The sequence below is a fragment of the Myxococcus hansupus genome, from assembly GCF_000280925.3.
In the GTDB taxonomy this organism is placed as follows: Bacteria; Myxococcota; Myxococcia; order Myxococcales; family Myxococcaceae; genus Myxococcus; species Myxococcus hansupus.
This window is the reverse complement of the sequence record NZ_CP012109.1, coordinates 9255455-9278670: the sequence shown is the minus strand read 5'-3', so window position 1 is coordinate 9278670 and position 23216 is coordinate 9255455. Positions and strand designations below refer to the sequence as shown.

General features: G+C 69.7%; 16 protein-coding genes. 6 read left to right on the top strand and 10 right to left on the bottom strand.

Going from position 1 to position 23216, the window contains the following annotated elements; translation table 11 throughout:
• Positions 1–206 precede the first annotated feature (206 nt).
• From A176_RS36645 to sitI6, 3 genes are all read left to right on the top strand, one after another.
• Positions 207–533, top strand: a complete 327-nt coding sequence (locus tag A176_RS36645) for a hypothetical protein (RefSeq protein WP_002633734.1) — start codon at positions 207–209, stop codon at positions 531–533.
• 101 nt (positions 534–634) lie between these two features.
• Complete coding sequence (sitA6, locus tag A176_RS36640; RefSeq protein WP_021781195.1) at positions 635–1324, top strand: SitA6 family polymorphic toxin lipoprotein; 690 nt, start codon at positions 635–637, stop codon at positions 1322–1324.
• A gap of 19 nt (positions 1325–1343) precedes the next feature.
• Positions 1344–2060: a SitI6 family double-CXXCG motif immunity protein gene (gene sitI6 / locus A176_RS36635; protein WP_002633736.1), complete on the top strand. Its 717-nt coding sequence runs from the start codon at positions 1344–1346 to the stop codon at positions 2058–2060.
• Positions 2061–2218: 158 nt separating this feature from the next.
• Here sitI6 and A176_RS36630 read toward each other — a convergent pair whose 3' ends face one another.
• From A176_RS36630 to A176_RS36600, 7 genes are all read right to left on the bottom strand, one after another.
• On the bottom strand, positions 2219–3229 hold the full coding sequence (locus tag A176_RS36630) for a hypothetical protein (RefSeq protein ID WP_002633738.1): 1011 nt from the start codon (positions 3227–3229) through the stop codon (positions 2219–2221).
• 181 nt (positions 3230–3410) lie between these two features.
• Positions 3411–4604, bottom strand: coding sequence for a sensor histidine kinase (locus tag A176_RS36625; RefSeq protein WP_021781196.1), 1194 nt, complete (start codon positions 4602–4604; stop codon positions 3411–3413).
• 342 nt (positions 4605–4946) lie between these two features.
• On the bottom strand, positions 4947–6608 hold the full coding sequence (locus A176_RS36620; RefSeq protein WP_002633740.1) for a DUF4394 domain-containing protein: 1662 nt from the start codon (positions 6606–6608) through the stop codon (positions 4947–4949).
• Positions 6609–6837: 229 nt separating this feature from the next.
• Entirely contained in the window at positions 6838–7779 is a 942-nt protein-coding gene (locus A176_RS36615) for a hypothetical protein (RefSeq protein WP_002633742.1), read from the bottom strand.
• A gap of 127 nt (positions 7780–7906) precedes the next feature.
• Positions 7907–10243, bottom strand: a complete 2337-nt coding sequence (locus A176_RS36610; protein ID WP_044889912.1) for a hybrid sensor histidine kinase/response regulator — start codon at positions 10241–10243, stop codon at positions 7907–7909.
• Between the two features lie 176 nt (positions 10244–10419).
• Positions 10420–13281, bottom strand: coding sequence for a TonB-dependent receptor domain-containing protein (locus tag A176_RS36605; protein ID WP_002633744.1), 2862 nt, complete (start codon positions 13279–13281; stop codon positions 10420–10422).
• Between the two features lie 501 nt (positions 13282–13782).
• Positions 13783–14130: a helix-turn-helix transcriptional regulator gene (locus A176_RS36600; protein ID WP_229908370.1), complete on the bottom strand. Its 348-nt coding sequence runs from the start codon at positions 14128–14130 to the stop codon at positions 13783–13785.
• A 682-nt stretch (positions 14131–14812) separates the two neighbouring features.
• On the opposite strand from A176_RS36600, the gene A176_RS36595 reads away from it, so the two are divergent.
• Positions 14813–15454, top strand: coding sequence for a DUF2378 family protein (locus A176_RS36595; RefSeq protein WP_002633747.1), 642 nt, complete (start codon positions 14813–14815; stop codon positions 15452–15454).
• A 97-nt stretch (positions 15455–15551) separates the two neighbouring features.
• Here A176_RS36595 and A176_RS36590 read toward each other — a convergent pair whose 3' ends face one another.
• Positions 15552–16715 (bottom strand): hypothetical protein, encoded by a 1164-nt coding sequence (locus tag A176_RS36590; RefSeq protein WP_002633748.1) that lies wholly within the window; start codon positions 16713–16715, stop codon positions 15552–15554.
• A 499-nt stretch (positions 16716–17214) separates the two neighbouring features.
• Here A176_RS36590 and A176_RS36585 point away from each other — a divergent pair, with 499 nt between their 5' ends.
• The gene (locus A176_RS36585; protein ID WP_002633749.1) at positions 17215–17583 is read left to right on the top strand and encodes a response regulator; all 369 of its coding nucleotides are present in this window, start codon (positions 17215–17217) and stop codon (positions 17581–17583) included.
• A 10-nt stretch (positions 17584–17593) separates the two neighbouring features.
• Here A176_RS36585 and A176_RS36580 read toward each other — a convergent pair whose 3' ends face one another.
• Positions 17594–19993, bottom strand: a complete 2400-nt coding sequence (locus A176_RS36580; protein ID WP_002633750.1) for a sensor histidine kinase — start codon at positions 19991–19993, stop codon at positions 17594–17596.
• 228 nt (positions 19994–20221) lie between these two features.
• Between A176_RS36580 and A176_RS36575 the strand changes: the two genes are divergently transcribed.
• On the top strand, positions 20222–22522 hold the full coding sequence (locus tag A176_RS36575) for a sensor histidine kinase (RefSeq protein ID WP_002633752.1): 2301 nt from the start codon (positions 20222–20224) through the stop codon (positions 22520–22522).
• Here the strand turns inward: A176_RS36575 and A176_RS36570 are convergent.
• Entirely contained in the window at positions 22519–22797 is a 279-nt protein-coding gene (locus tag A176_RS36570; protein ID WP_226994104.1) for a hypothetical protein, read from the bottom strand. The two genes, A176_RS36575 and A176_RS36570, sit on opposite strands and share 4 nt — an antisense overlap.
• Between the last annotated feature and the right edge of the window lie 419 nt (positions 22798–23216).

The window sequence follows — 23216 nt, the reverse complement described above, 5'->3', positions numbered from 1 at the left end:
TGCCTATTGGCAGAGTGTCAATAGTGGGCGATGGCAGGGATTCACAATCCCTCTCGACCCTTTGCGTCATCTGGTCGGGGCTGCGCTTTCTCCTTGGCGCCTTGGAAAAAGCCGCCACGGCTGCTTTTGCCGTTTGTCAGGCCTGACTCGATAATGGTCCGACCGGGCCCGACCTGGGGTCCGGCCCCTGTCGTCGTGGAGGCTTCATGAACCTGCTTTCGAGAACCCTCGCAGCCAGTGCCGCCGCGCTCATCCTCGCCCCGCTGTCCGCGATGGCCCTTCCCCCGGACTGCGACGTGCAATGTGTCGACACGCCGTCCTGCTCACTCGTCTGTGCCATCCCGTGGGGATTCCGAGTCATCACCTGTGAGAAGTGGTTCAACGACTACGAAGTGGGCGGCACGTGCTCGCCTGACGCCCAGGACCCGTCCGAGGACGAGGACGAGCTCTCATCGGTCGAGCCCCGCCAGAGCGTCATGCCCGGCATGGCGTCGGCGTGCGCGGCGCAGTCCGTGACGGCGAGCCTGCGCTGACGCACCGCCGTTGAAGCCCGGCCCACCCCGCGCAGTCAGGCGCAGGGTGGGCCTCTCTTTTTGGCGGCTGCGCCTCGTCGCAGCATCTGCCCGGAGGCTTCATGCTGAAGTTCGCCCCACGGTGGCGTGTGCTGCTCATGGCGTGGCTGGGAGCGGCCTGCGCCTCGCAGCAACCCGTGATGCAGGCATGGGAATCCGCGGAGGCGTCTCACTGCGAGGCGCCCAGCGAGGACCACTGTGTGGTGCTCGGCTGCGAAGAGGGCCTGTGCGGCCTCTTCCCCTGCGAGGACGTGAGCGCGGACGATGCTCCGGTCCCTTCCGTGGAAGCACCGGCGCCGGGAGCGACCCTCGCCATGCGGCCAGGATTCCCCATGGGACCCGCTCGGCCGGGGCGGTGGTGGCGCAGGAGTTCCTGGCTGCGCCCAGGCGCCGAGCCGGTGATGACGTTCCGCTGGTACCCGGAACGTCCGCCGCTACGGCCTCCGCTCGCGCTGCCAGCGCCGCAACTGCAGAAGCACCACCTGTTCCCTCAGGCGCAAGACCTGTCGAGCTGGTTCAAGGTGCGCAACATCAACATCCATGACTACACGATGCTCATCCCGACACACCTTCACCGACGCATTCACGGAGGTGGCCCGTCGGGAGGACTCTGGAACGAAGCATGGCGGCAGTTCATCCTCGGGCCAGGGCGAAGAGCGTCTCGCGAGGAGATCTTCCGCCATGCGGGTGCACTCATCTATCGCTTCGAGTTGACCGGACCCGTTGGCCCTTACTATCGGCGAAGCCCATGACCCGCGGCGCCGCGACCCCATGAACGTCTACAAGCTGGAATCCGATGTGGCAGCGGGCTTCACGGGAGAGCTGCGAGCCACTCACCCATGGCTCCTGCCAGGGCTCGAGAACTGCTCGGGCTGTGGCCATACCTGGGCCGCCACCGGTCTTGAGTATCCCTGCATCGACCTGACGGACTTCCCCCACCAGGCGCAGTACCGAAAGCCCCGCGCTGAGCCAGAGCACGTGCTGACGCGGATGACGGAGCAGCTCCGTTCCTGGCTGCCACAAGGGACCCTCCTGGAGCCCGGGGCACGCTTTGGACCGATGACCGGCACCGCACGGGGGCTCTTTGGCGAGCTCCATCTCCCGATGCCCTGGACGCTCTGCATGTACCGGGAGGTCCTGGAGAGGCTTCAAGCAGAAGGAGTCCGCGGGCTCCAAGGCTGCCGCATCAACGTGCGGCATCGGGACGACCAGGCGCCCGAACTTTTCGAGCTGCAACTCGAACACCACGGGCACTTCCACCCAGACTGCCTTCCCGCCGACCGGAAACCACCGTGCCCGCGCTGCGGCCTGGAGAGCTACGAGCTCCCCGACCCCTACATCCTCGACGCGCAATCACTCCCCACCACCGTGGACCTCTTCCGCCTCGCGGACTGGCCCACGCTCATCTTCGCGACCCAGCGCTTCGTCGACACGGTCCAGCGGCTGGACTTCGACGGCGTCGTCTTCCGCCAGGTGGCCGTCCGCTGACACACCACCCACGCCATCAACGTCCGGGGACGGCGCTTCCAGCCTGGATGCGGCCCTTGCCGCGCTCGAACAGGCTGTCACTCACGGAGTCCTCCGAGGGGAAGGAGGAAGACCGCGTCCTACGCGCGGCACGGGGGTGCCGCGAGGACTGTCACGCCCTAGCAGGCGCCACAGTCCGCCGCGCAGCTATCCGCCGTGTTGCCCGTGCCGCAGCGCTCGGAGAGCTGGCACGTCCCGTCACCGCACCGGTAGATGTCCTCCGCGCGGATGCGGGTGGTGAGCGGCTTGTAGTTCACCCCGTTGTAGGTGCAGCGCGAGTAGAAATCCGCCCGCGAGGTGTCCGGCAGGCAGTAGGTCCGCGCGGAGCCCACGTGGGTGATGACCGTCGCGCAGTCCGGGTCGCCCGACCAGGACGACAGGCCGCACGCACGCACGGTGCTCTGGTCGTAGGTCAGATAAGGCGCGTCATTGGCCGCGAAGAGCCCCTCGCCATTGAAGAGGTTGCCGAAGAAGACCGCCTCCGGCTGCGAATAGGTCTGCACTTCCTCGGGCGTCGTCGGGATGGCCGTGCCCAGCGAGTCCTTGCCCAGCACGGAGATGTTCAGGTGCACGCCGAACTTGTTCACGTGCGCCGCCAGGCAGCTCGACACCAACTGCTGCTCGAGCAACGTCGGCCCACTGAGCCCCTGCTGAGGATGCGCCCACGTCGTGGCCAGCCCCAACGAGCCCGTCCACGTGTGCGTGGTCCCCGCGTACGTGTACGACAGCGTCTGCCCCGCGGGGAGCGCGCAGCGGACGATGTACCGCATCACCTCCTCCGACTTGACGGGGTCCTGGCTGAACCACGTATTGAAACCATTCGTGGACAGGCCGTTTGTCGACAAGCCATTCGTCGACAAGCCGTTTGTCGACAAGCCGTTCGTGGACAGGCCATTCGTGGACAGGCCATTCGTGGACAGGCCGTTCGTGGACAGGCCGTTCGATGACACCAGACCGGAGGACTGGGCGCTCAGCGGCTCGCCCACATCGTCCACCTGCCCTGCGGGGCCGCATCCCACCGCGGCGGCGAGGAGCAACGCCGGCAACAGCTCCCACTGACGCGTGAAACGGCGGGCGGTGTGGGTCAGGGTGGAGCTGGGACGGTTCTGCTGGGTGGAGTGGCGATACATGACGACCTCCGGTTTTTTCGGGTAGCCGCGTTTCTCGCGGCCAAGACAACCGGTAGTCCTTCTCCGCTCGGGTGACAGGTGCCCTCCCGGGCAGGAGGCGCACGTCGGTCATGCGGCAAACACGTAGTTCGTGCGCCGGCTGACGCTCAGCGGTCGTTCCGCCCACCCACCAACATTCCGCTCATACGAAACGACGCGAGCCCGGAGGTGATGACACCTGCGACTCACGCGCGTCTCGCGGCAGCTTCACCGTAAAGGTCGTCCCCTCTGCCTCCGAGGAGCACACACACACAGCTCCTCCATGGGCCTGGACGATTTGCTTCACGATGAAGAGTCCCAGTCCGAGGCCGCCGCGACGGTGGCCCTTGTCTCGCTCGGAGCCCACCCGTCGAAAGGGGTCGAACAATGTTTCCAGGTGTTGAGACGCGATGGGCTCGCCAGGATTGTGGACCTCCAGGACCTGATAACTGTCGACATCCCTGCAACGGAGTGTGACGGGCGCCGCGGGTGCCCCGTGCTCCAGCGCGTTGCCCACCAGGTTGCTGAGCACCTGCGCCAGCCGGTCCGCGTCCCAGAAGCCCTCGGAGCGGCCCACCACGTCGAAGTCGATGCGCCGGTCCGGGTGCGCGGTGGCCAGCTCCTCCACCACCAGGCGGCACACCGTCGCCAGATTGACGCTCGCCAGGTGCAGGGGGATGCCGCCCGCGAGCCGCGCGCGCGTGAGGTCGAGGATGTCGGAAATCATGGTCCCCATCCGCGCGGCGCTCGACTCGATTCGCAGGGCGCACTGCTGCTGCTGCGCCACGGGCAGCGAGCGCTGGGACAGGGCGCGCGCGGACAGGGTGATGGCATTCAGGGGATTGCGCAGGTCATGCCCGAGCATGCCGATGAAGCGCTCACGGAACTCCGCCTCTTCGGACAGCCGCGCCATGGCCAGGTGCCGCTCGGTGCCGTCCTGCGCCTCACGGGCCAGCCGGGCCGTCACGTGCTCCAGCGCGCCCTCCACCCGCCTCCGCGCCTCGCGCTCATCCCTCAGCGCCTCGCGCAGCACCTGGGCGTCGTCCTCCTCCGGCTCCGGCCGCAGCCACAACACGAAGGTGTCCTCCGCCATCATGCCCACCACCCGGAAACGCGCCTCCGTGTCGCCCAGGGGAACGCACAGCACCCTGGACAGCGGCTCGCCCGTGGCCAGCACGCGCGCGCAGTCCTCCACATGCAAGCCCCGTACGCCTTCGTCCTCCCATTGCGACAGGCGGGCGGGCAGTCGCGTGGCCGCCCCCGCCTCTTCGCCGACAGACGCGTCGGCGGCCAACCACCGCAGGTCGAGCAGCTCACCCGAGGCGCTCCGCAGCAGCTCGAATCGAAGGCACGCCACGGGGCGTCCCACCTGCACCCTCCGCTCCGATGTGGAGTCCCCTCGCGACGACAGCCTCACGCCCATCGGTCTCCCCCCCTGGAACGCCCCAGCCCCGGCACCTCGCGCCCGGAAGCGGAACGCTCGCGGAAGCAGGGTGACAAATTCCAGGAAGCGCGAACTTGTACGAGGGTCCCGACGCGACGTTGCGTGCTCACTCCCCGGCACTGCCAACACGTCACGCGGATTGGCACGCACCGGGATGTCTTCATTTCGCCAGGCACCTGCGCGGAGGGACTGTCTCCGGGTGTCATCGCGTGGGCGGGCCCCTTTTCACGGGGCCCGCCACGACCGGCCGGAGGCTCAGTACACGATGGCGATGTCGCGGAGCTCGGGCCCGGACGCGCCGCCGATGGCGCCCTGCTCCGCCGTGGTGGCACCACGCGGGAAGTGCGACGTGGCGCCCGTCATCAGGTTGACCTGATACAGGACGAACGGCCCACTGTCCGACGTGCGGCCCGCGACCAGTGGCAAGCCGTTGTCACCACCCGCGATGTCGAAGCCCGTGGCTCCCACGAACGTGACGCCCAGCGCGCCCACGTTCACCAGCGTGCCGTCGTTCGGCGGGTCCTGGCGGGTCAACAGGTTGCCATTGCGTTCCAGGTCGAACAGCGTGGTCGTCGCGGCGCCCGGGACACTGTTCGTGTAGGCCGCGCCGAAGACGACCGCGTCGCCGGATTCACGGTGGATGACACCGTCCGTGGTCGTCGCGCCCGTGTCCACGTTGATGCGGAGGTTCTGACCGGTGTCGCTCACCACGCGCAGGCGGTCCGCGACCGGGTTGAAGTCGATGACGAAGTGCGCTCCCGCCAGGGCCGTGAAGGGTTCCGTGGTGTCAGAGGCATCCGCCGCCAGGGTCGACTTCGCGGTGGCCACGCCCGTGCTCGCATCCACCGTGTAGAGCTTCCCCGCCGAGGACAGGGCGTAGAGCTGCCGGTCCGCCGGCCGCAGGTCGATGCCGAGCAGCGTCTCCCCTTCCGGCACACCCGTTACCGGCACGGAGGACAGGAGCGTGTTCGGCGCGGACACCGCCGCGCGGACCAACTGGTGGTCGGCGGTGAGGCCCACGACCTCGATGCCCGTGGCCTGCTTCATCGCCAGGCCCTTGATGGGCTCTCCGCCACCAATGACCGCGAGCTCGGTCGCGGCGGCCATCGTGTTGGACGGGTCGATGCGATACAGGCGCGGCGTCCCGCCCACCGTCAACGCGGCGTAGCCCACGTTGGTGCGCGCATCGATGTCGTAGCCATTGACGGCCGTGGCATCCACGCCCAGCGCCGCGGGCGCGGAGAGCGTCCCGTCGTTCGGCGGGTCTTGCAGGTAGACGGTGTCCGTCGCCGCGTCCAACACGAAGAGGCGCGTGTTGACGGTCTCCGGGAAGGAGTTCGTATAGGCCGCGCCGGTGACTCGCGCGCCGTCGTTGCCTCCGTTGATGGCGCCATCCGTGATGGTGCCGCCCGTGTCGACATTGATGCGCAGGTTCTGCCCTGTATCACTGACCACGCGCAGGCGGTCCGCGGCGGGGTTGAAGTCCACCGCGAAGTCCGTACCGCTCAGCGCCGTGAAGGGCTCCGTGGTGTCGGAGGCATCCGCCATCAGGGTCGACTTCACGGTGACGGCGCCGGTGTCTGGCGCCACGGTGACGAGCCTGCCGCCGCTCGTGAGGCCGTAGAGCTGCGCATCCACGGGGCGGTAGTCGATGCCCACCAGGGTCTCCCCCGACGCCAACCCCGTCACGGCCACGTTGCTCGTCAAGGTGCCCGGGGTGTCGCGCTGGAAGGACACGAGCCTGCCGGACGCCGTCAATGCGATGACCTCACTGACGACCTGCGTGGGGTCTGGATCCGGGTCCGGGTCCGGCCCGGGCCCAGGGCCGGGAGTGGGCTCGTCATCCGAGCCGCAGGCAGCGAGGAGCATGGCGGCCAGCGCCGCGAAGGTCGCGTTGCGTCGTTTCGAGAAAGGCATGAGTCCCCATGAGTTGGAGACGCCAAAGTGGCGCTCGCGTGGGCCTACGGGGAGGGGCTCGAATCGGATTTTCAATCCGGCCCGGGCCGCGTGACACCGTTCTTCAATCAACCCGATGAGGCATTTCGCGTGCCTCGATGTCTGATGTGAGACATGGCCGTGAGGACTCACACGCCGCGCCGCACGGTGCCACGCCTCACCGTGCGGCTGACAAACCGCGAGGGAATGCCTAGTCCCCCAGCTCCTGCTCGGCGAGCAGCGCCTTCTTCACGGCCTCATTGGCGCCATGCTTCTTCAGCAGGGACTGGCGACGGGCATCCAGGGCCTCGCAGCCCTTCATCGCCTTCGCGAGTTCCTTCTGGCGGGCTTCGTCATAACCCTCCTCACCCGCGAGGTGATTGCAGGACTCCTGCTTCTCCAGGAAGCGGATGATGTCGCAGCCCAGCTCCGCGCAGTTCTTCGCGCCGTAGAGCCGGGTGGGCGAGCTCGAGGTGAAGCCAATCACGCGCAAGGGGTCCGCCAGGGTCACCACCACGGCGGTGGTCACGCCCCACTTCGGCTCGTATGCCCGGGTGAAGCCCTGGGTGTCGATCGAAACGACGGCCTCGGGAGCACCGTCACCATTCAGGTCCCCCACGTAGTCCAGTCGCGGGAAGTCGGCCAGCTTCACCGCCTCCCCCAGCGCGGGCCGCACATCCAGGACGCGCGTCTCCGCCCCCTCCTTCACCTGGAGCTGGAACGTCTTCTTCGTCAGCGTCACCGCGAAGGTGCGGCCTCCCTGGGTCAGAGTCACCGACTGGGTCTTGTTGGCCATCTTCAGGCTGCCAGCCTTCGGCGCCACATACGCGGCCGTGGCCGCGCTCGGGGGCTTCCACATCCACCGGGAATTGTCGCAGCCCTGGATGCGCGGAATTCCGTCCGTGAAGACGAGCGGTCCTTCCATCCGCGAGAAGTCGTCAGGCGTCGCCGACTTCGAACACAATCCCACCCAGGTTCCACCCACGACACAGTGGTCCGCCGCTTGGGCCTCGGGCGTGTCGCAGGCGACGTACTTCGCCTCTGGCGCGGGATAAGGACTGACGGAGTACAGGAAGTCGATGGTCGTGGCGGGCGCCGGCGCGGCCCCTGCCTTCAAGAGAAAGAGCACTGCGGCTGCGGACAACGCGGTCATGGTGAATATCCCCCTCTGGTCAAAGCAAGCGCTCAGAGGGGACGGACCATAACGTCCTGAAGTCAGGGAAGACCAGAAGACACACGGACCGCCGCGGTGACGACGAACCGTGTCTCGACCTTCCGGTTCAGCGCTCCGCGCGAGGCAGGCGCACGGTGAACGTGGTGCCCTGCTGCTGGGAGGACACCACCTCCACGCCGCCGCCGTGGCCTCGCACGATGTCCTGCACGATGTAGAGCCCCAGGCCGATGCTCCGCGTGGACTGGCCTTCCTTCAACGCGCCCCGCGTCAGCGGCTCGAAGAGCCGGGGCAGCAGCTCGCGCGGAATGGGCTCTCCCCCGTTGAAGACGGAGAGCATGGCGGCCTCGCCCTCCAGGCGCGTGCCCACGCGCACCGGCGCGTCAGCGGGGCTGTAGGCCAAAGCGTTGCCCAGCAGGTTCGTGAGCACCTGCGCGATGCGGTCGGAATCCCACTCGCCCCGCACCTCGCCCTGGATGTCGACCTCCACCCGCCGCTCGGGGTTCGCCACCTGCAACTCATCCACCACCTGGCTCACCACGTCTCGCAGGTCCGTGGGCTGGCGATGCAAGGCGATGCCGCCGCCCAGCCGCGCCTTGGTGAAGTCCAACAGGTCGCGAATCATCCGCGCCGCGCGCTCGGTGGCCTGGCCAATGCGCCACACCATGCGCTTCTGCGAATCCGTCAGCACGCCCTTCTTCTCCAGCAGCCCCGCCGACATGGAGATGGCCGCCAGCGGATTGCGCAGGTCGTGCGAGACGATGCCCACCAACTGCTGCTCGAACTCGGCGCGGCGGCGCAGCTCCTCCTGGGAGCGCTGCTGCTCGGCGAACAGGCGCGCGTTCTCGATGGAGAGCGCCGCCTTCGCGGCCAGCTCCTCCACCAGCTCCTGGTCCTCCAGCGTGAAGCCCCGCCCCTTCTCCGAGCGCCCCACCGACAGCGTCCCCACCACGCGCCCCTGCGTGCGCAAGGGCACGCAGATGAGGCTGCACAGCGGCTCACCCTCGGAGGACTGCCCCACCCACTCCCGCCGCTGTTCCACGGACAGCTCGGGGATGAGCAGGGGTCGGCCGCTCTGGAGCACGAAGTCGCTCAGCGCTTCCCCGGGCAGCAATGGCCGCGCATCCGCGAGCGCCAGCACCGCGTGACGGGCCGCGACCTCCAGCCGGGTGCCGTCATCGGACAGCAGGCACAACGTGCAGGCATCCGCCAGGAACCGCGTCACCTGCCGGGCGATGGTGTCCAGCAAGACCGTCAGGTCGCGGTTCGTCGCGTCGAAGGCGTTGGAGGCCTCCGCCAGCATCTGCAAGCGGGCGGCGGCGGCGCGGGCCTGCGCATGGGCCCGGCGCTCCTCCTCCGTGAGGTGCACCCGGTCCAACGCCTGCGCGCACGCGTGCGCCAGGGCGGTGAAGAAGGCCCGGTCCATCTCCGAGAACGTGCGTGAGCGCGCGAAGGACAACCCGATGACACCCAGCGGCCGGCCCTTCACCAACAAGGGCAACGCGAGCGCCGCCTCGGGAGTGCCCTTCATGTCCACGTGGGGATAACGCGCGTTCCACTCCTCGGGCGACGCCACCCAGATGGCCTTCTGGTCCCGCACCGCGTCCGACAGCGGCGCCACCATGGACAGCGGGATGCGCCGCCACCGGTTCAGCACGCCTTCGGGATACCCAATGGCATCCACGACCTCCAGCGCCTCGCCCGTCGCATCCAGCAGGTTGACCGAGCCCGCCTTCGCGCCCGCGGCCACCAGGCCCTGCTCGAAGAGCGCGCGGCACACCTGGGGCACGGTGCTCGCCTCCGACAGGCGCGCGGCGAAGTCCCGCAGACGGTCGATGTAGCCCGCGGCGCGGAGCGCGGCGTCCCGCGCCTCGGCTTCCTTCTGCCGCAACAACTCCGACTGGCGCCGCACCTGCTGCTGCGCGCGGAACAGCTCCACGAAGACAGACACCTTCGAGCGGAGCACCTCCGGCGGAAAGGGCTTCTGGAGGAAGTCCACCGCGCCCGTGGCATAGCCCGTAACGAGCTCCGCGTCGTCGCGACCGTAGGCGGTGAGGAAGATGATGGGCACGTTGCGCGTGCGCTCGCGCTGCTTGATGAGCGCCGCCGTCTCGAAGCCACTCAGCCCCGCCATCCGCACGTCCAGCAGGATGACGGCGTAGTCCTCGCGCAGCAGGAAGCGCAGGGCCTGCTCACCCGAGCACGCCTTGTCCATGCGCACACCCAGCGGCTCGAGGATGGCCTCCAGCGACACCAGGTTCGACACATGGTCATCCACCAGCAACACGGCCGGCGCCTCCGAACCCGCCTTCACCAGCCGGTTCGGCGCATCGTCGGTGAGTCGGAGGTGCGTCAGGGCCAGCCGGCTCACCGCGGTGGCCGACTGCTCGAAGGGAATTCCCACCCGCTGCAACGGCACCATCGTTGGAATTCCGTCCTGCGCCATGAAGAAGTCACCTGGTGTGCGGTGGTCAGGAACACGGCCCGGCGACACCGGGCCCCAGGAGTGGACCGCCTCCCGGAACAATTGGTGGCCGGGGATTACAGCGTGAGCCCCGCCGCCCTGCCCAGGGCAACGGCGACGCGCGGCGCCAAGCGTGCGCTATCCATCACTCCTGCTGCTCAGTAACGACCCTTCACCCCGAGGATGGGCAGCGCGATGGGCAGACCCACCGCGTCCTTGCGCAGGGGAAAACCGTTGCCGCCCTCGTACTCGAACCCCAGCGTCTCCCGACGGAGGGTGACGTTGAGCATGTCCAGGTACGCCTCCAGGCTGAACGTGTCGTAGACCCACGACTTGGACAACCGCACGTCGAAGCGCAGGAAGGGCGGCAACCGGTCCACGCGATCGCGGTCAGCCTTGACCCACGAGGGCCGCCCCGCGCCATCCTCGCCCGGGCGGTGCGTCTGCGTCCCCAGGGAGCCGTATTCAGGACGCCCGGTGTTGAAGTGCACCACGCCGCCCAGCGTGACGTTGTTGGCGAACTTGTAGCTGAGCACCAGGTTGAGGATGTGCGTCTGGTCGAAGGCGAAGGGCAGGTCCGCCTCCGCCTCCCCCACGCGATGCCCCTCCGCGTCGTAGCGGTAGAAGCGCGTGCGCCGCGTGCTGCGCTGGAGCGAATACGACAGCCAGCCGAACCAGTTGTCGCCCAGCGGGTGCCGCAGCAGCAGCTCCACGCCGTACGCGAGGCCGCTGCTCCGGAAGTCCGGAAAGTCGATGTCGCCGCGATTGGGGATGCCGCCCCCGTCTCCCAACTGCGCCGCGCGGCGGAGGCCCGGTGGGCTGTCGTTGGGCGGCGTGGAGGGGTCGTCGCCTTCCCCCAGGCCCTCGTCGGAGAAGGGCGTCAGCTCAATCGTCCGCAACATGGGGTTGAGGTAGACGTCCACGCCCACCTCCAATCCCCGCCACGCCTTCCACTCCGCGCCCGCGGAGAGCTGCACGCCCTGCTGGAGTCCCAGCAGCAGGCTCCCCACGTCCACCACCGGAAGGCTGATGAGCGTGGTGGGGGGCTGATGGAAGAGGCCGGCGCCGCCCTTGAGCGTGAGCGCCTCCGTCACCTTGTGGCGCACGGTGAGGCGGGGCTCCAGCGCCCGCCGGTCGATGCTGGGCGACAGGTGGTAGTTGTCCACGCGCAGCCCCGGCACCACCGCCCACTTCTCGTTGGGCTGCCACACCAGCTCCGCCCACGCGCCCACGGTGGTGCCCAGCGCCACCGGAGCGACCTCCAGCTCACCCACAGGGCTGTTCTCCTGCTGGAGCAGCTCCACGATGGCGCGCTTGTGCTCCAGTTCCGCGCCCGTGCGCAGCGTCACCGAGGGCGACAGCGGCGCGGTGTAGCCCAGGCGCGCGGACCAGTGCCCCTGGTCGATGTGGATTTCCGTGGCGTCATTGGGCGGCGAGCGGCTGACGATGCCGAAGCGGTCGAAGCCCCACGTCCCACCCACCTCCAGCTCGCCGGGCCCCACCGGGTGCCGGTGCCGCAGGTCGACGCGGTGGAAGACAATGGATTGCAGCGCGGTGTCCCCCTGGGGGTCCTGGGCCCGCGTGCCGAAGGTGTCCGAGGAGCCGAAGGCAAACAACCGCAGCGTCCCGTCGCCCACCTTCTGCTCCACCCGCCCCTGGTAGTCCCAGAAGTCGAGCACCACCTTCGGGTTCTCCCGGCCCGGAGGGGGCGGCGCCTGCAACTGATTGGCCGCCAGGGCGATGAGCCAGGGCGTATAGGAATACCGGCCCGCGAGGCTGACATTGGTGCCGGTGTCCTTGAAAGGCGTCTCGATGAAGAAGCCGGCGTTGATGAGGTCCGCGTACGCGCTGCCGTGGACGCGGTCATCGCGGGGCCGGCTGAGCCGCCCGTCGATGGCGCCCCCCATCAGCCGGCCATACCGGGGCGGCGGTGAGCCCGGATAGAAGTCGATGGCGTCGATGAAGTCCGGGTGGATGACGGCCGGCCCCAGGAACAGGTGGAAGAGGATGGGGACGCGGATGCCATCCAGGAAGTAGCCCGTGGCCGCCGGCTGGCTGCCTCGCACCACCGGGTAGGCCACGCCCGACAGCATGCTGCCCACGCCGGGAAGCAGCATGACGACCCGGAAAGGGTCCCCCATGGTGCCAGGCACCTCGCGCAGCTCCGCGTCATGCAGCGTGACGCGGCTCACCTCCGTGCGCTCGCGGTCGCCCCGCACCACCGTCTCGTAGGGGTTGATGATGAGCGGCTCCAGCCCGTACACCACCTCCAGGGCCTCGTTGCCCTTCAGGCCCTCCCGGAAGACGGCGGGCTTGTGCCCGGGCGCGGAGATGCGCACGGCGTGGACGCCGGAAGGCCAGCGCGCCTCGAAGCGGCCCTCCACGTCCGTATGGACCGGCGCGTCCGGCTGCGACTCCGACACGAGCGTGGCCCCCACCAGCGGGCGGCGGTTGCCCTTGGCGCGCACCAGGCCCTTCAAGGTGACGGGCGCCAGGGAAGCGGGCCCCTCCGCCAGCACGGGAACGGGGGCCTCGAAGCGGTACTCGAAGAAGAGCCGGACGGCCACCGGCTGCCCTTCCAAGGTGGCGGGGGTGAATCGCAGCGATGGCGCCGCGTGCAGCGCCGCGCGGTCCAGCAGTGGATGCAGGCCCTCCACCAGGGTGGCCACCTCCACCTCGCCCGCGTCGTCGACCAGCACCTCCAGCTTCACCACGCCCGCCACACGCTCGGGCACCAGCTCGGGCGGATAGGGAGCCGGCGAGTCCGCCAGCAGCGAGGGCGGGACGAACGCGGGTTGGGCCGTGCCCGCGTCGTCGGCCCTGGGCGCGTCCGACGTCACCCACTCGCCCGCGTCCGTCCGCTGAAGCTCCCACTCCGAGAAGACGGCGGGCGCCACCCCGGCATCCGGCGCCCCCGCATCCTCGGCGTGCGCCGCCAGCACCGGCCACAGCAACGCCAGCACGATCACCACCGCGCGTGCCGCCACTCCCGCCATGTGCCCCGTACATCCGCTGCTCATGCCCCTCGTCTTCCGGGGCACCCCGCCCCATGCCCCATGAGGCCAGGGAGTGGGCGGGGTGACAAGCACCCATGCCCCATGAGGCGGACGTGCCGCCAATCACATGCACAAACAGCACAACTGTATTTCCCAGCCCGCCTGACGCCCCCACCTCTCCGGCAATCCCGCTCCAGAGGTCAGACCAGGTCATGCACTTGCGAAAGGCTGTTCGTTCCGCGGACGCCCACCCCACCCCACTGCCCACGCCGAAGTGCCGCAGGTGCGAGCCCGGGACGTGGCGGGCGACATCGGCGTCGAGGCGAGGCGAAGGGGAGGCGCCGGCTGCTCTCGACCGCGAGCCCCTCCTCCGGACTCACCGGCAGCCTGCTCCTGCTCGGGACGGCGCGGCTCCTGCGGCGCCATCCCCCCGAACAACCGCTGACCGGAAGCCAGACCTCGGGCGGTGCCTCGCCACCGTCCGGGGGCCCCTTCACCCAAGTGGCGGCGCGGCGCCAGCCAGGCTCACCGCTCCGGAAGGATGGCGGACGCGACCTGATTCATCAGATTGAGCTGGCTGCGCGACATGCGGCGCAGCAACCGGAGCACCTTGCGCATCTCCGGCAACTGGTCCCGATGCAGGGAGTCCCCCTCCCAGAGCGCGGCGCCCACACTGGCCGCCGTGGCGAGCCCCAACCCCACGTCCGCGGACAAGCGCAGCGCCAGACACAAACGAAACAGGGTCGGCACGCTGGGCATCATCTTCCCCCGCTCCATGCGCCCGTAGACCTCCGCCGCGATCCCGACCCGCCCCGCGACGTCCGCCTGCGTGAGCCCCGCGCGCAGCCTCGCTCCCCGCGCTGCCTCACCCACACTCTCCGCGAGACGGCTCTCCAGTTGCTCTCGCGACTTCCTGGCGCGATCCGCCGGGCTTCGAGGCTGGGACCGGGGCCGCTTGCGGGGAGAAGCGGGACCTTCAGGGTGGGTCTTCACTGCGTCAACCTTGTGAGTACGGACCGAGACGCGGCCTGCCCGGAAACAGTCCGCGCTCAATCTCGAGTGTTCCCTCGATATATAACCCGGCACGTCCTCCGGCGAAATACCGATATGGAGGGTAGTCCCCGCGCGCGCGGCCCAGGGTGTCGCACCCGGCACCACACGGCCGGACGACCCCGCCACAGCCCGGGCCCCCATGAGGGCGCCCGCCTCGCGCATCGCCGCGCGGCACCGGGTCCATTCGGCCCTGGCGGGCATGTATGTCTTTGAAGCCACCCGCGCCCACTGCCTGGACGCTCAGCGGCCTGGAGCCAATCCCAGCATCGAATTCCATCGAGCAGGGTTGCCTCGCGAAACCTTTACATGCAATGTGCATCAATACGGCAACACTTCCGCGGCCCGTCGGTGCAGCCCTTTCAGGGACTGCCGCCGGACGCGTGAGTGTGGGCAGACGCGGCTGGGTCTTCGCCGCGTCTGTGGGGGCCGGCATTCCACCTTGGCGAACCTCGCGTCTGGCTTCGGCCGGCGGCCCCCTTCGTGTCCCTGGAGTCTTTCCGCAATGGAATTGAGATTGCCCCCGCGCCCCCCGCGGGCCCCCGTTCCGCCGCAGCCCCTGAGTCCGGATGCCTCTCGGGAGCTCCGGCAGCGCTGCGCGCTCGCCACGCCGGACGACACCGCGCGCGGCATGTTCTTCAGGGGCGTCCTGGAGACGGTGCGGCGCGTGGGCGGCGCCAGCATGGAGCAGCTCTGCCGGCAATCCCTCCCAGAGAAGCGCTACATCGACTTCTTCAGCTACCCCATCACCCAGTTCCTCCCACTGGCGTTCCAGGCGGCGGGCCTCTTGTCCGAGTCCTGCGGGAGCCTGAGCGCCGCGCACCGCCTCATGGGGGAGAAGGCCACCCACGACTTCCTGGAGTCCGTGGCGGGCCGCACCATGCTGATGCTCGCGTACGACGAGCCCCGACTGCTGCTCGGCCAACTGCCCACGGGCTTCCTCGCCGCGGTCAGCTACGGCGAGCGGAGCATGGTGTGGACGGGGCCTCGCAGCGGACGCTTCGTCATGAAGCGGGACTTCATGCCCGCGCCGTACCACGAGGGGGTGCTGCGCGCCGCACTGGAGGCCGTGGGCGCCCGCGACATCGTGGTGCAGGGGCGGGAGCTGGGCCTGCTCGACACCGAATTCGCGCTGTCCTGGCGCTGAAACGACGAACCGCCGGCGGCCCTGTTCTCGGGCCACCGGCGGTGGAAGCGCCCCATCCCAGACACGCGGGATGGGGCGGTACAGCCAGGCGCCGCGACTACAGCAGCGAGCAGAGCAGGCCGGGGTAGCGCGAGCCCGCGGGGCAGCCTTCACCCTGGCAGTACACCACGCCCGAGTCGATGGCCGGGTTGGCCAGCAGCGCCGGAACCTTCACGTTGCAGGTGCCGATGGAGGCGTTACCGGACGCGTCCTGCACGGAGTACGTGAAGTTGTAGACGCGGCCGTTGCCCAGCAGCGCCGACTCGGCGCGGACCATGGCGGACTTCCGGTCCGGGCTCAGCTTGATGTCCTCGCACGCCAGCAGCCGCAGCAGGGACAGCGCGTCGTTGGGCTCGTCGGAGGTGACGCGGATGATGGTGGCCGACGCGTCCATGTCCATCGTGCCGCCGCAGTTGTCGGTGGCCGGCAGCGCGCAGTCCGCCAGGGACACCAGCACGTAGTCCGAGCCGATGGTCGGCTGGAGCACCAGGCCGCGGTTGCCGCCCAGCACCGGGGCGCTGTTGTCGACGACCGTCACGTTCGCGAAGCAGGTGTTCGTGTCCATGCCGTCGGACACGGAGAGCTGGACGGGCGTGGTGCCCAGGGGGAACGGGCCGGAGGGGTACTGCATCACGGAGAACGGCCCCGGGAAGTTGTCCGGGTCGAACGAGCCGTTGTCGATGGTGGCCACGCCCTGGCAGGCCGCGTTCGCGGACACCGTCACGCTGCTGCAGTTGGCCACCGGCTGCTGGTTGGTGGCACAGGGAATCTCGAAGTCGATGGCGACGATGTTGTTGGCCTCGTCGTCCTCCGGGTAGATGTCGCCATCATCCGCCACGACGAGCACCCGCGTGGTGCCCTCCGGAACAGTGTAGGACAGCGCGAAGGAGAAGGTCTCCCCGCCGACGAGGAAGGGCACGTTGATGGCGCCCAGCATCTCGGGGTTCCCGTTGGGCCTCTGCGCGTAGACCGCGGCGGTGGAGCCGCCAATGCCCGTGAGGCTCTCGTTCCGGATGCCGCCGGAGATGGACAGCGACGTCATCGCGCACGAAGCCACCACATCCACCACGCTCAGGTCCAAGCCCGTCTGCTTGGATTCCTGCCGCTGCACCTCGAGGCCGGGCGGGGGTTGACCGGGCGACGGCTCCTCGGGGAGCGTGCCTTCACAGCCACCCAGAATGAACAACGCCGCGAGCGTGCCGACTCCTTGATACCGTGTCATGTCTGGCTCCTGGCATGCCGCGAGCATGCCTGCACTGCTGGGGGGAAACCGGAACGCCGCCCGTGAAAGGCGCTCTTCCAGAACCGCGTGCCGGGAATGCCTCTCACCGAGGCAACTTCTCTATGTCGTGTTGTTTCCCCGGATACCACGGACTCCCAGTGCATGTGTAGCCAATTATTTCCATCAGTCTGTAGGGAAGGAGCCCTCCCAGGGGGTGGTCGAAGACACCCGAGCCTCACGGATTGATAATTCCAGACATCGGGCGGCCCCCGCCGGACACCTCCAGGTGTCATTTTCGACGCTGAAGACAGACGCGGGTTGGATGCCCTCGCGGGTGACGGCGTGTCACACACGAGTCAAACCAGACACATTCGAGAAAAAGCCGACATCTTGGTTCTTTCCCGCACCGTGAGCCCGTGGACACCCCGGGCGTCCACGGGCGGACGCACGGGCTGTCGGCCCTGGCGGACATTGGACTTCAGTACAAGGCTACAGCCTCATGTCCCCGCCCAACCTCGTCCTCCTCGTGGAAGACCATGCCGACAGCCGGGAGCTGTTGGAGGAGTTCCTCACCCTGGAGGGCTTCACCGTGGAGACGGCGGGCAACGGGCTGTCGGCCTGGGAGCGGCTGAACCGCCCGCCCCGGCCGGACGCGGTGCTGCTGGACTTGATGATGCCGGTGATGAGCGGCTGGGAGCTGATGCGCCACGTGCGTGAGGACGCCCGGCTGCGCACACTGCCCGTGGTGGTCGTCTCCGGGGCGGGAAGCTCCCAGCCCCTGCCGGAGGGCATTCGCGCCACGGTGCCCAAGCCCGTGGACCTCTTCGAGCTGCGCGCCACCCTGGAGCGGGTGGTGGCTCCCGGCTGAGCCCGCGCCCTCAGGTGGGCTGCCGGGGGAGTGTCACCCGAAAGGTGGTGCCGGCTTCCGCGGAGGACGTCACGTCGATGCGGCCCCCGTGCCCCTTCACCACCTGCTCGACGATGTAGAGCCCCAGCCCCAACCCGCTGCTGCCACCTCCGCCGACACCCGCCATGGTGCCACGGCGGAAGGGGTCGAAGAGCCGGGGCAGCATCGCCGGGGAGATGGGCTCGCCCGGGTTGTGCACCTCCAGCACCACGGAGTCCCCACCGTCCGACAGATTGAAGGTCACCGGGGCATCCGGCGGGCTGTATTGGAGCGCGTTGCCGCCCAGGTTGCTCACCACCTGGAGCAGCCGATCCGCGTCCCACGCGCCCTCGTAGTGCCCGGGGCCCACCCGCAGCGTCAGCTTGCGGTCGGGCCACGCCGCCTCCAGCTCCTCCACGCCCAGCCGGAGCACCGACCTCAAGTCCCCCGGCGCGCGTTGGATGGGGATGCCGCCGCCCAGCCGTCCCCGGGTGAAGTCGAGCAGCTCGGCGATCATCCGCTTCATCCGGTCACCCGAACGGGCGATGCGCGTCACCAGCCGGCGCTCGCGCTCGGGCAGCGCCTCACTCTGCAGCAACTGCGTGGCGGAGAGGTGGATGGCGTTGAGCGGGTTGCGCAGGTCGTGACTGACAATGGCGATGAGCCGCTCGCCGAAGCGGGCCGCCTGCAGCTCGGCCTCCTGGGCGCGGCGGCGCTCGGAGACGTCCACCATGGTGGCCACCGCCGCGATGATGTCCCCCTCCCGGTTCAGGATGGGCGTGCTGGACAGGAGCACCGTCACGTACTGGCCGTCCGCGCGCGGCACCAGCATCTCCTCGCTCTGCACCACCTCGCCGTACCGGAGGCTGCGCGCCAGGGGCAGCGCGTCGAGCGTGTAGGGCCGCCCGTCCGGATGCAGCGAGACGCCATAGTCGTCCAGGTAGTGCCCCATGGACTCGGAGGGATGGAAGGGCTTGCCGGTGATGACCTCCACCTGGCGGCTGGCCATCACCAGGCGGCCAGAGGGCGCCTCCGCGATGAACACCCCCGCGGGCATCTGGTCCAACACGGACGCCAGGCGCGCGCGCTCCGCCTCGATGGCGTTCAAGAGCCGCTGCCGGTCCATCTCCATGGCCCGGCGCTGGGTGATGTCCACCACCGTGGCCACCCGCTGCTCCACGCGCCCGGACGCGTCCTTGAAGGCCGTCACGTGCGTGAAGACGGGGAAGCGGGTGCCGTCCTTGCGGATGTGCAGCGACTCATACTCGTGGGACGGCTTGGAGTTCGCGACCGCCAGGTGCCGGGGGAGCACGCCGCGCGCCTCGGGCGCGAAGGTGTCCTCCAGCCGCCGGCCGGTGAGCTCCTCCTTGCCATAGCCGTGCATGCGCGCGAAGGCCGGGTTCACCTCGCGCAGCGTCTCGTCCACCGCGTCCACCACGGCCACGCCCACGCCCAGCCGCTTGAAGACCTGCTCCCAGCGGCGCAGCCCCGCTTCACTCTCGCGCAGGCGGGCCAGCGACGCCTCCGCCTCCGCGCGGGCCTCGCGCTCGCGGGCGTGGGCCTGGGCCTGCAACAGCACCGCGGTGGTGCGGGCCGCCATGGCCCGGAAGAGGAACTGGTCCTCCTCGGAGAACTCCCGGGTGCCCTGGCTGCCCATCAACACCACGCCCAGGAGCTGCGCGTCCAGCAGCAGCGGCACGCCGAACAGCGCCGTCAGCTCCGCGTCGCGCAACCACGGCTCGCTCACCCGGCTGTCCGAGCGCACCTCGCGCACCAGGAGCGACTGGCGCGTGGCGGCGACCGTGCCGGCGAACCCCTCGCCCAGGGGCACCACGGCCCCCGTCGTCAGCCCCCGGCCCACCACGCACTCCACGCGCAGCACGCCGCCCTCCACCAACAGGACGGCCGCCACATCCACCACGGCCACCGTCTCGCGGAGGACCTGGAGCAGGCGCGGAAGGAGCCCCGACGCGTCGGCGCTGCCCAGTGCCGCGGTGCTGATGCGGTCCAGGGCCTGCAACGTGCGCTCGCGCGCCAGCGAGTACCGGCTGACGGAGGCCGCCACCGCCTCGTCCATGGCCTCGTGGAAGACGAGCTCCGCCTCCGGCCGGTGGGTTGCGTTCTCCCGGGCCGTCCACTGCTTGAGCACGCAGGCCCGCAGCAGCCGGTACTCCGTCACCACCTGGCGCAGGTCGAAGCCCTCGCCCAGCCGCTCGATGGCATGCCGGTCCGGAATCTCCCCCAGGCCCGCCTCCACGCCGAGGGTGCCCCCGCCGCGACGCATCAGCGCGGCCACCACCTCCAACAGCCGGGGCAGCCCATCCCGCAGCGCGAGCCGGGGAAGCGCCTGGGCCGCGGGAATGCGGCGCACCTCCGCCTCCCAGGCCGACATGATGGATTCCCGCTGTTGGATGAGGAACTCGGCCAGGAGAATGGGCACGTTGCCCCGGATGTAGGGCGCCCCACGGGGAGCGACAACCCGAAAGCACGGCGAGTGCCCGGCAGCGGAAATGTCCGGAAGCCCCCAGGCCCTCCTGCACGTCCGGACGGCGTGCCGCCGACAGTCGGTGAAAAGAGCACTGGAGGCCGCCACGGGTGGCGTTGTTAGGGTCCCCCCGACATGAGCGGGCGCGCACGGTTTGCCTGGGCGCTGGTGGTGGGGCTGTTGGGCCATGCGCTCAACCGGTTTCCCGTGGAGTTCATCCCTGGCATCGACATCCTCCTGGGTTTCTTCCTCATCATCCCCGCGGCCCCCTTGCTGGGGCCCTGGGGCGCCGGGCTTGCCGCGGGCATCGCGGGTTCCGTCACCATCCAGCTCTGGGGCCACCCCTGGGCCTTCATCAGCGCGGTGGCGGAGGGGGTGACGCTGGGCGCCCTCACGCGGCGCTACTGGCCCCTTCAGGCGGACGGGCTCTACTGGCTGGGCGGCATCCCCTACCTCGTCGTCAGCTACATGCTGGGCATCGACGTGTCGGCGATGAGCGCGCTCGCCATCGCGCTCAAGCAGGCCCTGAACAGCCTGCTGCCGGCGCTGCTCGCCCAGGTGGTGATGATGTCCCCCGCGGTGCGCGCCCGGCTCTGGCCACTGCTGCCCAAGGGGATGTGCACCTTCTCGTTGTCCTCGGCGGTGAGCTCCACGCTGCTGCTCGCGCTCACCCTGCCCCTGTTGATGGTGGGGACGCTGGAGGGACGCTCCCGCTACGCCGCGGAGCGCCGCCGGCTGGATGACCAGGGACTGGCCACCGCGCACCTGCTGGCCGAAACCGTGGACGCGGAGCTGGCCGCCGCCCAGGCCCAGACGGCGTTGCTGGCCAGCGTCGTCATCGACTGGTGGGAGCGCGAGGGCCAGCGCCCCACGCAGACCACCCTGGAGGGCCTGCTGCGGGACTGGGCGTACCACTCCGTCTTCTCCATCAACTGTGGCATCGGCGACAGCGAGGGCCGGCTGGTCGCGCTCTGGCCGCCGCTGGGCGTGGCGTCCAAGCCGGTGGCGGGCGAGGACTTCTCCGACCGCGCCTACTTCCAGGATGTGCGCCGCACGCGCGCCCCCTTGGTGAGCAGCGTGTTCGCCGGACGCGCCACGGTGACAGGCCCCGTCATGGTGGCCGTGGCCCCCTTGCTGCTCCAGCAGCGCTTCGAGGGCTTCGCGTCGCTCGCCATCAACCTTCCCCGGATGCGGACGGTGGCGCAGGAGCGGCTGTCCGACGGCCAGCGGGCGCTGCTGGTGGACCCGGACGGCAACGTGGCCTTCGATACGGGCGCGGACCCCGGCCCGAAGCCCGCGTCCATTCGTGGCACGCACCTGGGCGAGGCGCTGGAACAGATGCCTCCCCGCGGCACCCGCACCTATGAAGCGGACCCGCTGGCCCCCACGCTGCGGCGGACGCTGGCGACGCGGCACCTGGCCACCTCGGACCTGCTCCAGCCGGGCTGGCGCATCGTGGTGGAGCACCCGATGAGCTACCTGGAGTTCAGCTTCGTCGGTGCCTACCGCGCGTTATTGGCCACGCTGGCGATGGCGCTGCTCTTGTCCATCCCCGTCAGCCGCATGCTGACGCGCATGCTCTCGCGTCCCGTGGAGGCGGTGTCCGACGCCGCCGGGCGCATGGCCGCGGGCGAGCGCGACGTGCGGGCGTTCGGGGTGCTGCACCGCTCGGGCGCCCACGAGTTGGAGCAACTGGGGCTGGCCTTCGACGAGATGGCCGCGCGGCTCCAGCGGCACCTGCTGGACGTCGAGCGCGCCAGCGAGGCGAAGTCCGCGTTCTTCTCCATCGCCAGCCACGAGCTGAAGACGCCGCTGGCCACGCTCAAGCTGCGCGTGCAGCGGCTGCGTCCGGGCGCCGTGCGCCAGCAGGACCTGGACCTCATGGACCGCCAGGTGGACCGGCTGGCGCGGCTGGTGAACCAACTGCTGGACGTGTCCGAGCTGGCCAGTGGCCGCCTGGCGCTGGCCCAGGTCCCCCTGGAGCTGTCCACGCTGGTGCGGCGCGTGGCGGAGCGGCGCGCGGCCTCCGCGCCCCAGCACCGGCTGACCCTGGACCTGGAGCCCGTGGAGGGTTACTGGGACGAGCCGCGCCTGGAGCAGGTCGTCTACAACCTGGTGGACAACGCCATCCGCTACAGCCCCGAGGGCGGGCCGGTGGAGGTGGTGCTGCGCAAGCAACCCGGCGAGGCGCTGCTGGAGGTGAAGGACCGCGGCGTTGGACTGGGGCCGCGCGGAGGCGAGGAGCTCTTCACGCGCGCCTTGCGCGGCAGCACGCTGTCCACCATCAGCCGCGTGGAGGGCATGGGCGTGGGCCTCTACCTGTGCCGTGAAATCATCACCCGGCACGGCGGCACCATCCATCTGGCCTCGCGTGACGGCGGCGGCACCTGCGCCATCGTCCGCCTGCCTCGGAGCGACAGCCCGCCCGCGGACTAAGGGTCCACGGGCGGCACGTCCGGCCACGGCAGTGGGGACGAAGGCGCCGCGACGTGCGTCAGCCGCAGCAGGCCGCGGCCGAGGTCCAGCTCGTAGCGGACGCGAAAACCGGAGTCGAGCACCACCGACCCGTCCTGGTCTGGCATGAGCGGCCCGTCGAGCGGGAGCCCCGCGGCGAGCGCTCCGAGTTCACACTGGAGTTTCTGGCGCACTGGCGTCGAACAGTCAGCCAGGGTCCGGAGCGCCCGGGGAGCGAGCTGGAGTCGAAGGGCCATGGTCGACTCAGACTGACGAGCCGGAACCGTGACGACAAGCTGTACCCGGAGTGCATGTTTTACGTCTGCTTCCAGCGCCATGCGGGGACGACCCCTCACTTCGCTGTGGAGTGGCAGACACCGGTCCGCGGTGAACGCGCCGAGCCGGCCGATAATAGCGCCGCCGGCGCGCGTGTGACAGCCCGAAACGTTGATGGCATACATTGCGGGGAATGGCGGGAGGATGTCCTGCGCCCCACAGACCTCCTGGCGCAATGTCATACGGTCGAAGGTCCCCGTGTCGGGTTTCCCGCCGCCCCCCTGCCGGGGATTCACCGCCGCGTCCGGTGCCGCCGTCCCCCCAGCGTGGCGAAACGCGTGGCCCTGGGGTGTCCGACACCCAACGGGAAGCCCTCGGAATCCTGGCGCGGCGCCCGGGA

What these genes read in the sequence shown, in the direction of transcription:
- A176_RS36615 (WP_002633742.1), bottom strand. Translation starts at nt 7,779, where the DNA reads ATGACCGCGTTGTCCGCAGCCGCAGTGCTCTTTCTCTTGAAGGCAGGG.
- A176_RS36585 (WP_002633749.1), top strand. Translation starts at nt 17,215, where the DNA reads ATGTCCCCGCCCAACCTCGTCCTCCTCGTGGAAGACCATGCCGACAGC.
- A176_RS36620 (WP_002633740.1), bottom strand. Translation starts at nt 6,608, where the DNA reads ATGCCTTTCTCGAAACGACGCAACGCGACCTTCGCGGCGCTGGCCGCC.
- sitI6 (WP_002633736.1), top strand. Translation starts at nt 1,344, where the DNA reads ATGAACGTCTACAAGCTGGAATCCGATGTGGCAGCGGGCTTCACGGGA.
- A176_RS36570 (WP_226994104.1), bottom strand. Translation starts at nt 22,797, where the DNA reads ATGGCCCTTCGACTCCAGCTCGCTCCCCGGGCGCTCCGGACCCTGGCT.
- A176_RS36590 (WP_002633748.1), bottom strand. Translation starts at nt 16,715, where the DNA reads ATGACACGGTATCAAGGAGTCGGCACGCTCGCGGCGTTGTTCATTCTG.
- sitA6 (WP_021781195.1), top strand. Translation starts at nt 635, where the DNA reads ATGCTGAAGTTCGCCCCACGGTGGCGTGTGCTGCTCATGGCGTGGCTG.
- A176_RS36575 (WP_002633752.1), top strand. Translation starts at nt 20,222, where the DNA reads ATGAGCGGGCGCGCACGGTTTGCCTGGGCGCTGGTGGTGGGGCTGTTG.
- A176_RS36580 (WP_002633750.1), bottom strand. Translation starts at nt 19,993, where the DNA reads ATGTCGGCCTGGGAGGCGGAGGTGCGCCGCATTCCCGCGGCCCAGGCG.
- A176_RS36605 (WP_002633744.1), bottom strand. Translation starts at nt 13,281, where the DNA reads ATGAGCAGCGGATGTACGGGGCACATGGCGGGAGTGGCGGCACGCGCG.
- A176_RS36630 (WP_002633738.1), bottom strand. Translation starts at nt 3,229, where the DNA reads ATGTATCGCCACTCCACCCAGCAGAACCGTCCCAGCTCCACCCTGACC.
- A176_RS36645 (WP_002633734.1), top strand. Translation starts at nt 207, where the DNA reads ATGAACCTGCTTTCGAGAACCCTCGCAGCCAGTGCCGCCGCGCTCATC.
- A176_RS36610 (WP_044889912.1), bottom strand. Translation starts at nt 10,243, where the DNA reads ATGGCGCAGGACGGAATTCCAACGATGGTGCCGTTGCAGCGGGTGGGA.
- A176_RS36595 (WP_002633747.1), top strand. Translation starts at nt 14,813, where the DNA reads ATGGAATTGAGATTGCCCCCGCGCCCCCCGCGGGCCCCCGTTCCGCCG.